The 14,666-nt window shown below is 45.1% G+C and carries 13 protein-coding genes; 5 read left to right on the forward strand and 8 right to left on the reverse strand.

What is annotated here, in order from left to right; genetic code table 11:
- Positions 1-6: 6 nt before the first annotated feature.
- A complete protein-coding gene (locus P2A85_RS23275; protein ID WP_377475732.1) occupies positions 7-1,089 on the forward strand; it encodes a class I fructose-bisphosphate aldolase in 1,083 nt (360 codons plus the stop codon).
- A gap of 206 nt (positions 1,090-1,295) precedes the next feature.
- Here the strand turns inward: P2A85_RS23275 and P2A85_RS23280 are convergent, their stop codons facing one another.
- Positions 1,296-1,622, reverse strand: coding sequence for an antibiotic biosynthesis monooxygenase (locus P2A85_RS23280; protein ID WP_340521906.1), 327 nt, complete (start codon positions 1,620-1,622; stop codon positions 1,296-1,298).
- 368 nt (positions 1,623-1,990) lie between these two features.
- Between P2A85_RS23280 and P2A85_RS23285 the strand changes: the two genes are divergently transcribed.
- Positions 1,991-2,284 (forward strand): DUF2103 domain-containing protein, encoded by a 294-nt coding sequence (locus P2A85_RS23285; protein ID WP_341730606.1) that lies wholly within the window; start codon positions 1,991-1,993, stop codon positions 2,282-2,284.
- On the opposite strand, the gene P2A85_RS23290 is transcribed toward P2A85_RS23285, so the two are convergent.
- The 7 genes from P2A85_RS23290 to P2A85_RS23320 form a co-directional block, all read right to left on the reverse strand.
- On the reverse strand, positions 2,273-2,896 hold the full coding sequence (locus P2A85_RS23290; RefSeq protein WP_377475733.1) for a HEAT repeat domain-containing protein: 624 nt from the start codon (positions 2,894-2,896) through the stop codon (positions 2,273-2,275). The two genes, P2A85_RS23285 and P2A85_RS23290, sit on opposite strands and share 12 nt — an antisense overlap.
- Before the next feature lie 118 nt (positions 2,897-3,014).
- Positions 3,015-4,940: a hypothetical protein gene (locus P2A85_RS23295; protein ID WP_377475735.1), complete on the reverse strand. Its 1,926-nt coding sequence runs from the start codon at positions 4,938-4,940 to the stop codon at positions 3,015-3,017.
- A gap of 504 nt (positions 4,941-5,444) precedes the next feature.
- Positions 5,445-6,278 carry a HEAT repeat domain-containing protein gene (locus tag P2A85_RS23300; protein WP_377475736.1) on the reverse strand — a complete coding sequence of 278 codons (834 nt, stop codon included), beginning with the start codon at positions 6,276-6,278 and terminating at the stop codon, positions 5,445-5,447.
- A gap of 210 nt (positions 6,279-6,488) precedes the next feature.
- Positions 6,489-7,358 carry a phycobilisome rod-core linker polypeptide gene (locus P2A85_RS23305; protein WP_371115977.1) on the reverse strand — a complete coding sequence of 290 codons (870 nt, stop codon included), beginning with the start codon at positions 7,356-7,358 and terminating at the stop codon, positions 6,489-6,491.
- Between the two features lie 388 nt (positions 7,359-7,746).
- Complete coding sequence (gene cpcA, locus P2A85_RS23310; protein ID WP_340521912.1) at positions 7,747-8,235, reverse strand: phycocyanin subunit alpha; 489 nt, start codon at positions 8,233-8,235, stop codon at positions 7,747-7,749.
- 107 nt (positions 8,236-8,342) lie between these two features.
- Positions 8,343-8,861: a phycocyanin subunit beta gene (locus P2A85_RS23315; protein ID WP_340521913.1), complete on the reverse strand. Its 519-nt coding sequence runs from the start codon at positions 8,859-8,861 to the stop codon at positions 8,343-8,345.
- Positions 8,862-9,186: 325 nt separating this feature from the next.
- On the reverse strand, positions 9,187-9,567 hold the full coding sequence (locus tag P2A85_RS23320) for a hypothetical protein (protein ID WP_377475737.1): 381 nt from the start codon (positions 9,565-9,567) through the stop codon (positions 9,187-9,189).
- Positions 9,568-9,881: 314 nt separating this feature from the next.
- On the opposite strand from P2A85_RS23320, the gene P2A85_RS23325 reads away from it, so the two are divergent.
- From P2A85_RS23325 to psb27, 3 genes are all read left to right on the forward strand, one after another.
- Positions 9,882-12,704, forward strand: coding sequence for a cation-translocating P-type ATPase (locus tag P2A85_RS23325; protein ID WP_377475738.1), 2,823 nt, complete (start codon positions 9,882-9,884; stop codon positions 12,702-12,704).
- A 92-nt stretch (positions 12,705-12,796) separates the two neighbouring features.
- Positions 12,797-14,053 carry a DNA replication/repair protein RecF gene (locus P2A85_RS23330; RefSeq protein ID WP_377475740.1) on the forward strand — a complete coding sequence of 419 codons (1,257 nt, stop codon included), beginning with the start codon at positions 12,797-12,799 and terminating at the stop codon, positions 14,051-14,053.
- A gap of 147 nt (positions 14,054-14,200) precedes the next feature.
- On the forward strand, positions 14,201-14,599 hold the full coding sequence (gene psb27, locus P2A85_RS23335; protein WP_377475741.1) for a photosystem II protein Psb27: 399 nt from the start codon (positions 14,201-14,203) through the stop codon (positions 14,597-14,599).
- Positions 14,600-14,666: the final 67 nt, after the last annotated feature.

The raw sequence follows: 14,666 nt of genomic DNA on the forward strand, positions 1-14,666 counted from the left end.
ATCTGTATGACAGCTACACTATCAGTTTCCAATTCCATCGAGTCTTGGCTCGGCGATGAAGCAGAAGACTTGCTGGACTATCAAGCGAAAGTTTCTAAAGATTTATTGCACCTACCCGGCCCGGATTGGGTCGATCGCATTTTCGCTCAAACAGATCGATCGCCTCAAGTCCTCCGCTCTCTTCAGCAACTATATTCTAGCGGACGCTTAGCAAATACCGGCTATTTATCTATCCTGCCCGTAGACCAAGGAATCGAACACTCAGCCGGCGCTTCTTTCGCACCAAATCCCATCTATTTTGACAGCGAAAATATCATTAAATTAGCAATTTCTGCCGGATGCAATGCTGTCGCCACTACCCTAGGAGTTTTGGGAAGTGTATCTCGTAAATACGCCCACAAAATCCCTTTCATTGTCAAGCTAAATCACAACGAATTGCTAACTTATCCCAATCAATACGACCAAATAATGTTTGCGAGCGTCGAACAAGCTTGGAATTTGGGAGCCGTTGCAGTGGGAGCCACAATCTATTTTGGGTCGCCCGAATCGACCAGACAAATCCAAGAAGTCAGTCAAGCTTTTGCTCATGCTCACGAATACGGAATGGCGACAATTCTGTGGTGTTATCTCCGCAACGACATCTTTAAACAAGACAAAGATTATCACCTTGCAGCGGATTTGACAGGCCAAGCAAATCACTTAGGTGTGACAATTCAAGCTGACATTATTAAGCAGAAATTACCAGAGTGCAACCACGGTTACGAAGCTGTTGCTAAAGCTAGCGGTAACAGTTACGGCAAAACCGACAAGCGGGTTTATTCTGATTTGACGACGGATCACCCGATCGATCTCACTCGCTATCAAGTCCTCAACTGTTATGCAGGAAGGATGGGCTTAATTAATTCCGGTGGTGCTTCAGGAAAAACCGATTTTGCAGAAGCCATTCGCACGGCAGTAATTAACAAACGCGCTGGGGGTTGCGGTTTAATTTCTGGACGTAAAACCTTTCAGAGACCTTTTGAAGAAGGGGTCAAATTATTTAACGCCATTCAAGACGTTTACCTGTCTCCCAAAATTTCTATAGCCTAAAAAGTCGCCATCAATTGGGTGCATCTCAGTTTTGTAAATATATTCGTAGGGGCGAAGCATGACCGCAGACAATTTATTAGTTATAACCAGAGATTTACTGCGGTCATGCTTCGCCTATGCAAAATCGGGATGCTCCCCTACAATTCGATATTACCCATTACCATATCCTCAGTCCAGTAGCAATTCAACATACCCAACAGCCAAGTCTATTCACTTTTGGGCTTAATTTCACTAACAATTTCATAAACATCACTGTCTGGTATTTTGACAAACAAAGGCGTCATTTTATTTAAGATTTCCTGATAAGCTTCGCTATGGTTAGCAGCCATTTCATCTACGCTTTCCCAAAAAACGATCGCAATACCTTTGTCTGTATTAGGTAATTGCAGCAAGTATGCGCCCTTGAAACCTGTGACGTAAGTTGCAACCGCTTTTTCAAAAAGTTCTTCTGCTGCTTTAAATTTGCCTGGTTTAAATTCCCCAACCGCAACGTAGGCAAACTGATGTCTGAGAAAGTCTAAAAATTCTGACATAGGTCTGTCCTCAAAAAATTTGTCTAGACTAAATTTTATCAGAGTCGATCGCCTAATTTTGTGAACTTGACATTTTGTAAAATTGTTTCCAATTTAAGTAATATCGATCGCCCTAGCACTCATAAATGATTGTTGACAATTGACTGTGAATAGGTTGATGACTGCTTTTTCTGAGCTACAATTGAGCCTTGCCAGCATTCTATTTATTTTTATGACAAGCTCAAAAATGGCAACAGGAAGGCAAAAGCAGTCAAAACAATGGTTTGAGCAATTAATCACGTCTTAATTGATGGGTAAGTTCAGGGAATTGACAATTGCTCACCGTCGGGGGTGGCTTAGACTGGGTATGTTGAATTGGTAAAAAAGCTATGAACCCACAATCTAAAGGCCGCTTAGTTTGGAATCACTCTACCCATCTTGACGGATTGATACCAATTTTAGAGCGATTGACTCAAAAAATTGGCATTCAAACCATTACTCCAGGCGTCATTAACAAAGTTAAAGGTCACATCCCCCACATGACACTAAGAGTGTCAGTACCCATTCGCGGGGGATTTAAAATTATCGCCAGACAGGGCAAAACTGTACAAGAAGTCTTTATATTAACCACTCTCCCTCAACGGGATTTGGAAGAGACCATCGCCCAAACCCTAGCCCGGTAACAATTGTTGTTGAGCAAGCATGGCCCGTGCCCTAACTGAAGAAGTTTCATCACCAGAGGCAATTTCCTCAAGTCTACTCAAAACTTGCGACAGCCAATCCGTTTGAACAGCAGCACTAGCCAAAGCTTGCAAACCACCTACTGCTGCGTAGCGCACCACCCATTCGGGGTCTTGGGACGCTTGCAGCAGCGTTTGAGATGCGTTTTTTTGAGATTCGGGAATTTGTGCTGCGGGCATCAGTTCCCAACAAATGGTTCCCAAACCCCTAGCCGCCGCCCGCCGCACGCTCAAAGCAAAGTCATTCGCCGCTGCATCGAGCAAAATATTTAAACCTCTGGGGTCTCCAATGCCCGCCAAGGCTCTCACGGCCCAAGCCCTGGCTCCGTAATTGTAGCCGTCCAACTGTTCTAGGAGGGGAAGTACGGCAGGTTCTCCGACTTGAATCAGCCCGTCCACGGCGGCAACTGCTGCCCCTGGGTTGTTGTAGCCGAGCACTGTAATTAGGGTGGGAATTGCTTCTTTTGAGCCAGCGGCGGCCAGTGCTTTGACTGCGTTTAACAAGCCTTCGGCAGAATCTGCTTGTTCGACAGCTTGAATTAGTTCTAATGCCATTTACTTATAAACTGTACCGTGACCATTGTAATTGTAGGTTGGGTCGATCGCGCGATCGAACCTTTTGCAGTCTTGGTTAAAGAGTCGAATCCCTCAAAAACTCCACTCCATACCTGCGCTAGGATATCTTGCGCCGTGCATCCTCACCGCCTTGACGCTTCCTATAAGCCTTAGCCCAAGCATAGCGCTGCGGATTTTTTGTCAGCAGATATTCCACAACTTCCCGACGCTTCTCATCCTTAGCATTTTTGACGACCCGCTTGAGTTCGGAATCTATATCTTCTGATTCAGCACCGCGTTTAATTGCCTTGTTAAACCAATCATCGCCCTGTGAATATTGACCCCGCTCATAACAAATAGCTCCCATCAAAGTGTAAGGATGATGACTCTGAGGCTGATACTCAATAGCTTTGAGCGCGCACTTTTCAGCATCATCTAATTTACCAATATCTCGAAAAGCACCGCCCCTAGTTGTTAGCAAAGCTGACTTGAGCTTATTTTCTTTGATTTGGTCGAAGTCCAAATTTTCTGTCACCTTCAATGCACTGTTTGGTTCATCTGCCTTACGCCAATGACTGCTGGCGTTGGGCAAGTTCCATTTGTTTCCAGTGCGCTCATATTCCTGATCGTAGAAAAGCGCTTCAAGCCTGTGGTAGGCCATAGCAATCCTTCCATGACTAGCTAAAAGTTTTTGTTGTATTAACTGAACAACTAACACAGGATCTAGACGCTCTTCTCTCTCCAATTTTACCATGATTGCGTAAAACGGGTCGAAGGGGAAATCACTACCTATAATCCGATACTTGACCTTAAGAGCAGCAAATTCCTTTTCTTGGGCGAAAGTAATTACATCCTCACGTCCATTCTGTTTCAGCCAATCAATATCAGCCTCACTCAACAGATCTCCCGATTGGATTTTGGATTTCAGAGTAGCAGCATATTTGTCAATAGCAAAAGCAATTACATCCTCACGTCCATTCTGTTTCGCCCAATCAATATCAGCCTCACTCAACTGCTCTCCCGATTGAATCTTAGACTTCAGACTAGCAACATATTTGTTAATAGCAATAGTAATTGTCTCAGTCAGTTTACGCTTTTTCAGAAAGTTAACATCCTGCTCACCTAGCTGACTTTCTAAATCAATTTTTTTGAGAACTTTATAAAGATGGCTCGATCGTGATGAATCCTCAAATTCATTAGCTTTATACTTAACTTTCAGTTCGGCAAAGTGGCGTGTCTGTTCAATCTCCAAAACAATGCTAAGCGTTTCGCTAAGTTGATGCTCTTCCAGCCAGTTAAGTTCTGACTCGCTCAACTGCATATCTGCATCCAGGTTTTGCAGGATTTGATAGAGCGGACTACAGACAGATGTTTCTGGGTATTCACTAGCTTTGTACTTATCCTTGAGTTGGGCAAATTCAGCTTCCCGTCCAGCTTTTTGTTGCCAAAAAATTTCTAGAGTATCAATCAGGTGGTTGTTGAACAGCCAGTTAGCCTCTACATCACTTAATATTTGTTGTGTATCGAGTTTCTTGAGAATTTGATACAAGGGGCTATCAAGCGAACAATCTGGGTATTCAGTTGCTTGGTACTTAGCCTTTAGTGCAGCAAATCGCGCCATCTCTTCAACTATAGCAACTGTTTCAGTAAGCCCCTGTTCTTTAAGATATTTAACTTCTAAGTCAGTTAGCTGATTTTCTGAGTCAAGTTTCCAAAGGATAGGATACAAAGGATTAGATAGCGATAAATCGCGAGGTCTGGTTACTTTGAACTTAGACTTGAGTTTAGAAAATTTAGCATCTAGTTTGCTTCGTTCTTCAGCCTTATGTAGTGGCTCTTGCTCGATAGCTTTTATTGTTTCCAAAAGCTCATGCTCTTGTAACCACTTCAACTCAAATTTACTAATTTCAATTTCTAAATCAGCTTTTCGCAGAATGAGATACAGAAGACTTGAGGGAGATGAATCTTCATATTTTGTTGCTTGATACTTAGACTTCAGCGCTGCAAAATGTTGCACATGGACTTCAAAAGGATCGTTGCTCATAATGAATCCCCCGATTTATACTTCTAGCCGCTACACAACCATCTCCCAGCATTCCGCGATCGCCCGCAGTCAAAACCCAAACTTTTTAAACTGAGAACTAATCCAGATGATAATATTATTTTAACACGCTCGCTTTCACCAACAACGGCCACCAGCCTCAGTGTTTTCACTGAATTTTATAAAAATTAGTACCTAAACCATCGTTTCTTATTCATCAAATAATCGGTCATAGATTCACCCGGATCAAACCGATAAAATAGTTCTCAACTCCATCAAGTACAGGTATGCCGTAGGGACATATAGCAATCCTAAATCATTTGTATAGTTTCTTGTAGGGGCAATCCCCCCGTGGTTGCCCTTAGCTGCTGGGGTAGGCACGGGGGCACTACCCCTACAAATCTTCATTAATCATTTAGGATTGCTATAGCAGTGCTGTATCCTGAATATACGATAGATAATTGAAAATCACTAAAGCAATCCTATTTCAGTTGTGAACGAATTTTTTCACAGTAAACTATCCATTAAATTCATCACATGGATAGCTTCATCTGACAAAGATAGTGATGCTTGTTGTTGGAGATGATGCTCCAAAACTCCTTTTAGGGCAATCAATTTCATGCTATTTTCGGCTAAAGTTTCAGAGATAGCTTGAGCTCCGGGCAAATAGCCGATCGCCCCTAAGTCCATTAAAGCCGATCGTCTCAACTGCAAATTATCCCCATTCAAAGCAGTCACCAACCGTTCTCCGTAAACTGATTCCCCAGTTAACTGATACATCGCCCGCGCTGCCGCGTACTGCACCCGCTCGACAGAATGTTCTAAAAAAGGTTGAATTGCTGGTAGCGCTTCCTCAGCTTGCAGGGTTCCCAGAGCTTCAATTACTGAGTCATAAGGTTGCACTAAGTGGGATTTTCCTGGCACGCGCACGGCGGCTGGCACTCCCCCATCTAATAGTTTCATCAGTGCCCCAATCGCATCCCGATCGCCCAGCATTTCTAGAGCTTGAGCCGCCGCTTCCCGCACGTAATAATCCTCACATTCCAAGCACTGAATTAGTGCCGGCAATGCTTGTTTGTCACCCAATTTTCCCAGAGCTCGCGCTGCATTTCGCAATAGAGAATAATCGCCTATTTTTGTTTGTTCCGATTCTTCTTGCAAAGCAGCAATTAGAGCTGCAATCACTGTGGGTTCTTTAACTCGAAATCTGCCCACCCACCATGCGGCGTAATAGCGGAGGCTGTAATCTTGGGAGCGGAGATTGGCGATCGCCTGTTCTAACGTTAAAGACTCGCCGCTAGCTACATCCGCTGGCGGTGAGTCTGATTCATAATAATCCATAATTTTTGATTAATTTTATTCATAATTTTAGGCAAATATTGGGCGAATAGAATTCGCTTCTACACAGACAAAACCCGCCTGCGCGGGTTAGTTGCATTCTTAGTCTCGCGTGGCGCGGACGAAAGTTGGTGATTGTGGCGCTGATTGTGCGATCGGGCATTGTTATTGGTTATGGTAACTTAACAATAACCAATAACTAATGACTAATGACTAAATTGGAGTAATGCTGGCGATTTTCCCGCCCAAACGCTGAAATTTCTGCATTTGCGAGGACAAATCATCAACAGGTACGATAAACGCTTTGCTGCTGCGACGCACGTTAGGATATCCGCCCGTGCGAATGCCGGAAACTTCCACCCGGAAAAGTCGTCCTTCTTTGCCGTAAGCTGCCGCGCCGCCGAAACCGCTGCTGGGAGTTACGTTTTGTGCCGAAGGGCGATAAGCCCAACCTTCGCTGCCACCGGAGGGGCCAACTACTGCGGTAGCAGTGTTGCTACCAACTTCCACGGCTAGGCGAGAGTTATTGCCTTCTAGTTGAGCTGTATCGCTATTTGCGTAGCCCCGATACAAGCGGAACATCCTGGTAAAACCAACGGTTTTTTGTCCCCGCTGATTATCAAAACCACGGTAGTAAGGGACGATACTTTCGCCAAAGCTTTCTTGATATTCTACGGAATCGATGTAGGAATCAATATCAGCATCGTATCCTTTGTTTTCGTACAAATCTAAGTGATAAACTACTTCAGATTCGTCATAAATAGCGCGACCGAGCAGGTGTTTGTAGTTTAGTTCGATCGTCCGAGTTTGGAAGCTGCTGTAGAAAAACTTGGTTTTGTACAGTTCTGACTTAGCTACTGTGCGCACAAATTCTCGTACTGTTAAACTGCCGTCTTGCAGCAAAGATTCAGCACTTTTCAAGCGCTCGGATTTCATCAAATAATCGTTGCCTAACAACTGGCGGTAAGTAGCGCGAATTACCATTTCTACGTCATCTTTTGTGTAATTCGGACGCAATTCTACCTTCGGCGCATCGCTCAATGCTGATGTCCCCAGTCTGGACGCTGCTGTTGTAATAGCCACCAGAATTTCTCCTAAATGTATGAGTGTGAATTGAAAGCTTTGTGGTACTTGAGTGTTTTGCTACTTAGGCAAAAACTGTTATTTTTTAGTAAGTTGATTTTATAAAATGCACCAAACCATCTTTAATTGTCTGGTTTCTATAATCATCCATTCAACTTACTTTAATGCGACTTTTTCCGACTACCCAAGATTTGAGCGCGAGAACCACCCGAAACAGCGTTATGCAGCACTCAATCGAGACATTTTTAGTTCTCCCTTTTTGCTTTAAAAACTGAAAACTTTTTAAAATTGTTTGGAAAACTTGCCCTCCAATGGAGATGCCCGGAATTGTAAACAACCGCTAACACTCTAGCTAACAGCAGCTTACATTTCCGGGCATCACGCAAATCTAGCTCAGGGCGTTGATTGCGTAGTCTAGGTAGGAGGTAGCTTCAGTAGCAGCATCGCCACTCAAACCGTGGTTGGCTTTGATGTACTTGAGAGCTTCAACGTACCAGCTAGGGGACAATTCAAAAGTCCGGTTGATTTCGTCGATACCTGCAATCAGGTACTCATCCATTGGGCCTGTGCCGCCTGCAACCAAGCAGTAGGTGACCATACGCAGGTAGTAGCCGATGTCGCGAGCGCACTTTGCTTTACCTGTTGCGGTAGAAGCATAGTTAGGGCCTTGCATTTGTTGGGTGTACGGGAATTTGTTGTACACTGCTTGGGCTGCACCGTCGATCAAGCGCTGAGAGTTAGCTGTCAGAGCTTTTGCTGCTTCTAGGCCAGCAGCAGCTTGGCGGAAGCGGCCGAAGGCGACTTGAAGTTCGGTGCTGCTGAGGAAACGGCCTTGAGAATCGGCTGCTGTTACTGCTTCGGTCAACGGGGTTTTCATTGTCCTGTTTTCTCCTTAATTAATGTTGTGTTGTTTTGGTACAGAATATTTGTAAAAATGCGATGGTTCGCTTTTTTTACACTCAATTAATCGTCGCTGAGCTATTTTTAGCCGACTGCACTAGCTGCACGGTCGAAGTAGCCACCGATTTCCGACATCAGCGAGTTGCAATCGCCACGAGTAACACCGTTGGGGTCGTTAGCAATCGCGATCGCGGCTTCCTTCATTTTTTGGACGCCTGCTGCTACTGAAGCACCAGGAGTGCCCAATGCCAGGTAGGTTTCCCGCAAGCCGTTCAAGCAACGGTCATCAAGAACGCTGGCATCACCTGCGAAAGTTGCATAGGTGACATAGCGCAAGATGATTTCCATGTCGCGCAAGCAAGCTGCCATGCGACGGCTGGTGTAAGCGTTGCCGCCTGGGGCGATCAATTGAGGTTGCTCAGCAAACAAAGAGCGAGCTGCATTGGCAACGATGGTGGAAGCGTTGCTGGTGATGCGGTTAACTGCATCAATGCGCTTGTTGCTCTCTGCAACCATGCTGCTTAGGGCATCTAGTTGACCTGCTGCCAAGAATTCGCCACGAGCGTCAGCTTGGGAAACTACTTTTGTAAATGCGTCTAACATGAAACAACTCTCCTACTTGAGTTAATTGAGTTTGGTTGCGGTATAAAACCGTTAAGTTAAATTTGTTCAGGCCGATCGCCTGTAAGGGTTGAGGGTTGACACCAGCTAATTAGCTGAGCGGCTCGATCTCTCCCTTTCCGCTACCTGTACCATTGTTACATTGCAACGGACGTTTAAGAAACCTTAGAATATTTTACATCTTTTATGAGATGCGACAAACCTTGTTAAACAGTGTTTTTGTTAACTTTAGCCTGCCCCTTCAACCCTCTCCTACTCTTTATACAATGCTGACGAGTGTTTGTTTATTACAAATTATTACAGGAATTTATCTGTTAACAGAGGGTGAGACTGGGAGGCTAATGTGGTAATGGTTAGAGCCTTGCGATCGCCTCCGATGGGCAGAATTTGCTGGTAGGTTTTGCCAAATCCCCACGGTCTTCGGAGGAGCCCACCTTCCTGATGTCTGAGGTTTGAGCCTATTGTTAAAAAAAGTTAAGATAATTAAACTTTTGCGAAAAGAAGGTTGGGGAAGCAAAAAAACAGCGACACATTCAACCCGATCGCCAGTTAGCGGTAGCGAAGCGATCTGCTGGAAGGAAATCCCTCCAATGAAGATCGCTCGATCGCCTTGTACCCGATCCGGTTGTAGCTCAGATTCCGGGATGTGTTCCTCAGATGGCGATGGTTTCAAGTCCCAACTGTTCATCAACCCCTAACGGACGATCTCAATTCCGGTTGTATCGGAATGATTAAACCTTACTAGGACACTCTTCTCCTCTCCCTATCCCCCATCTTGGAATAGAGTTTGTTTGCCGACGGAAATTCCTGATTTTTGGTAAGTTTGGTAAGGTGGATTAGTGCTATCAGCGGTAGGACTTTTACCAGCTATACAGACAGAGCCAGAGAGAGGTTTCTAGCTTTCTCCTTCCTCTTAACTCTTCCCCATGCCCGATCGCCGCATCCACTGGCTGTAGCTGTAGGGTCACAGCCACCTTTATGCCCCATGCTCGATGGTAATTTATGTCTTCAAATCCTCCGTCTTCTTGGCACACCGTAGCAATCGACACAACCCTGAAACAGCTCAGTAGCAACAAAGACACTGGCTTAAGGGCTCAACAGGTATCAGAACGACTACAGCAATACGGCCACAACGAACTAGAAGAAACAGCAGGCCGCAGCCCTTGGTCGATTTTTGTCGATCAATTCACCAACATCATGTTGTTGATGCTGATGGCGGTAGCCATAATTTCCGGTTTTTTAGATATCAAATCCAACAATTTTCCCAAAGATGCGATCGCCATTTTTGCGATCGTCATCCTCAACGGCATTCTCGGCTATCTTCAAGAAAGCAGAGCCGAAAAAGCCCTCGCAGCCCTCAAAAACCTTTCATCCCCCCTAGTCAGAGTGGTGCGAGACGGCAAAACTTCAGAAATAGCAGCTAAAGAAGTCGTACCTGGAGACATCATGCTCCTGGAAGCCGGAGTGAAAATAGCCGCAGACGCCCGATTGATCGAAGCATCCAACCTGCAAGTCAGAGAATCTGCATTAACAGGAGAAGCCTTAGCAGTCACCAAAGAAGCGGATCTGGAACTTGCAGAAAATGCTTCCTTGGGCGATCGCCTGAACTTGATTTTTCAGGGCACCGAAGTTGTACAAGGACGCGCCAAGGCGATCGTCACCAACACCGGAATGCAAACTGAACTAGGCAAAATCGCCACCATGCTTGCCTCCGTAGAAACCGAACCAACTCCCCTGCAACAGCGGATGAGCCAGTTGGCGAATGTTCTAGTCTCCGGTGCGATGATCCTAGTCCTGATCGTCGTCATCGGCGGCATGATTACCTTCCAAAATGGCAGCCTTGGGTTCGATACCAGGAAATTTGAAGAACTCTTAGAAGTATCTCTGAGTATGGCTGTAGCCGTTGTCCCCGAAGGACTCGCAGCAGTTGTCACAGTCACTTTAGCCCTGGGAACCAAGCGGATGGTGAAGCGGCAGGCCCTGATTCGCAAACTACCAGCCGTAGAAACCTTGGGTTCAGTGACTACTATCTGTTCCGACAAAACCGGTACCCTGACCCAAAATAAAATGGTAGTTCAGCGAGTACACACAGGCAATTCTGATGTCGGCATCGACGGATCGGGTTATAACCCGATCGGCATTTTTACCGATCGCCAAAAATCGGCCCAAATTGATAACTTAGAAGCATATCCAGAACTCGAAGCCTTATTAATAGCCTGTGCAGTTTGCAACGACGCATTTTTGCAGCACCAACAGCAAGAATGGACAATTTTGGGAGATCCCACCGAGGGAGCCCTGCTATCTTTTGCGGCCAAAGCAGGCATATATAAGGATATGCAGTCTCAATTACTGCCACGGACGGCAGAATTTCCGTTTTCTTCCGAACGCAAGCGGATGAGCGTAATTTGCCAACTACCAGGGCGATCGCACAATTGCGGATTTCCCAAACCCGAAGGAGAAGAACCCAATTATTTAATGTTGACCAAAGGTTCTCCAGAGTTGACTTTGGAGCGCTGTCAGGGAATGATTGTGGGCGATCGAATTCAACCCATAACACAGTCCATGCGCGATCGCATTCTTGCCGAAAACAATGATATGGCAAGTAGCGGTTTGCGAGTCCTCGGCTTTGCTTACAAACTATGGGAAAACTTACCACCATCAGGTTCCGAAGAAACCAGCGAACAAGACATGATTTGGTTGGGGTTGGTGAGTATGCTAGATGCACCGCGCCCGGAAGTACGAGAAGCTGTGGTGAAATGTCGGGATGCAGGGATTCGCGTGGTGATGATTACCGGGGATCACCAACTGACTGCTAAGGCGATCGCCCAGGATTTGGGAATTGCCAGTGTAGGCGATCGAGTCCTCACCGGTCAAGAATTAGAAAAACTCAGCCCTGAACAACTCAAACAGCAAGTAGAGCAAGTTAGCGTTTACGCCCGCGTCTCCCCGGAGCACAAATTACGAATAGTCCAAGCCTTGCAAAGTTGGGGCAAATTTGTCGCCATGACAGGTGACGGCGTTAACGATGCACCTGCTTTAAAACAAGCCGATATCGGCATCGCCATGGGCATTACCGGCACCGACGTCAGCAAAGAAGCTAGCGATATGGTGCTGCTAGATGACAACTTTGCCACTATAGTCGCGGCCGCTGAAGAAGGAAGAGTAGTTTATACTAATATTCGCCGTTTTATTAAGTACATTTTGGGCAGTAATATTGGCGAAGTTTTGACCATCGCCGCCGCCCCTTTAATGGGTTTAGGAGGAGTACCGCTGACCCCCCTACAAATTTTGTGGATGAACTTAGTTACTGACGGAGTTCCAGCGTTAGCTTTAGCGGTAGAACCAGCCGAACCGAATGTGATGAAGAAGCCTCCCTTTAGTCCGCGAGAAAGTATTTTTGCGCGGGGTTTGGGTTCTTACATGATTCGGATCGGCATTATTTTTGCAATTTTGACCATAACCATGATGTCCTGGGCTTACGGATACACTCATGCGGCCAACTATCAGGGCGATCGAGAAGCTTGGAAAACGATGGTATTCACCACTCTCTGTCTAGCACAAATGGGTCACGCGATCGCCTGTCGTTCCCAAACTCAGCTAACTATTGAATTAAATCCCTTCACCAATATCTTTGTGTGGGGTGCGGTGATAGTTACAACTTTTATGCAATTGCTACTAATTTACGTTCCCCCACTCAGAGCATTTTTTGGAACTCACTATTTGAGCTTATTTGAATTAATGGTTTGCTTCGGTTTCAGCGCCCTAATGTTTGTCTGGATTGAAATGGAAAAACTATTTATCCGCTTCTACAAACCCAGCAAATAATCAAAAGTAGATTAATCCCTCTCCTCTCTTCCTTCGCGTCCTTCGCGCCTTCGCGGTTAAATCATTCCGATACAACCGGAATTGATATTATCATGTATCTCAAAAATATCCACCTTAGACAATTTCGCAATTACCTAGACCAAAAAGTAGTATTTGATGCTCCAAAAACTATTTTAGTCGGCAATAACGCTCAGGGAAAATCGAATTTATTAGAAGCAGTAGAATTGCTTTCGACATTAAAAAGTCATAGGGCGACGCGCGATCGCGATTTAATCCTCGACTCCAAACCCATGGGGCAAATAGATGCCACCCTGGAGCGTCAAACCGGCTCGATAGAATTAGCATTAACTATGCGCTCTCAGGCGCGCCGTGTATGCAAAATCAACAGTGAACCTCTGCGCCGTCATTTGGATTTTTTGAGCGTCTTAAATGTCGTGCAATTTTCTTGTTTAGATTTGGACTTAGTGCGCGGTGCCCCGGAAATAAGGCGACATTGGATCGATCGCCTCGTAATCCAATTAGAACCAATTTACGCTCATATTTTGCAGCAATATAACCAAATTTTGCGCCAACGCAACGCTCTATTAAAAAGCTCCAAGGAAATTAGAAAAACCGATGTTTCCGAAACTATTGACAAAATGCAATTTATGGGAAACGAAACTCCCGAAGCACAAAATAGAGAACAATTCCCAATTTTTTCCCCCCTTCTGGGTGAGGGGGGGGTTGCCCAATCCCCCATTCCCAATACAGAATTAGCATTGTGGGATGCACAATTAGCAACGGCGGGTGCTCGTGTGATCCGTAGGCGCGATCGCATTTTAGATCGATTGATACCCTTAGCTCGCAATTGGCACTCTTCCATTAGCGGTTCTACAGAACTTTTGGATGTGAAGTACGCTGCTAATATTGAAGTAGGGCAAGAATTCATCGCTAAAGACAATCTTGAAGGAGTGCGGCAAGCATTTTTAGATAAAATTCAACAAAGGGCGATCGCCGAAAAATTTCAAGGTACTACTTTAGTCGGTCCCCACCGTGATGATATTACATTTACCATTAACAATACACCTGCTCGTCAATACGGCTCTCAAGGTCAGCAACGAACTCTGGTATTAGCCTTAAAATTAGCCGAATTGCAGCTTATTGAAGAAGTCGTTGGCGAACCACCTTTGCTGTTGCTAGACGACGTACTTGCAGAACTCGATCTCAACCGCCAAAATCAACTTTTAGAAACCATTCAAGAACGATTTCAAACTCTAATTACTACTACCCATTTAGGCGCTTTTGACTCTCAATGGCTGCAACAAACTCAAATTCTGACCGTTGTTGCAGGACAAATCAATCAATTTTAGATAGGGAATTTTGAGTTTGAGATTGACAAAATATATATTTCATGGTATGGACATATTTTTGGGTAAATTGACATGGGTATCCTGATTCGAGATAGGATAAAGGTTAATATTCGATCGCAAATTTGGCTGCCATTTCTTTCAACCCTTATGAAGCATTACATTTCCCGTCTGTTAGCCCTAGTATTAGTTGTTGTCATAGGCATCAGTGGCTGTACCAATGTTCCAGCCACTCTCAGCGGAGACTACCGCCAAGACACATTAGACTTAGTAACCAGCTTGAGAACATCGCTGACTTTACCAGAGGGTACGCCGGAAAAAGCAGCAGCTCAAGCAGATTCTCGCACAAAAATCAATGACTTTGCTGCTGCTTACCGTCGCGATCCCGCTCTTACCAAGCTTTCATCTTTCACAACAATGCGAACAGCTTTAAACTCTTTGGCCGGACATTACAGTTCCTATCCAAATCGTCCCGTTCCTGAAAAGTTGAAAAAGCGTCTTGAAGCAGAATTTCAGCAGGTAGAAATGGCTCTCAAAAGAGGAGCTTAATTCTTATATTTTGAGAGTTGAACGAGAAAGTTATTATGACTTTCTCTCGAAACCCGGTTATTTTAAA

Source organism: Microcoleus anatoxicus (assembly GCF_042465725.1).
GTDB lineage: Bacteria > Cyanobacteriota > Cyanobacteriia > Cyanobacteriales > Microcoleaceae > Microcoleus > Microcoleus anatoxicus.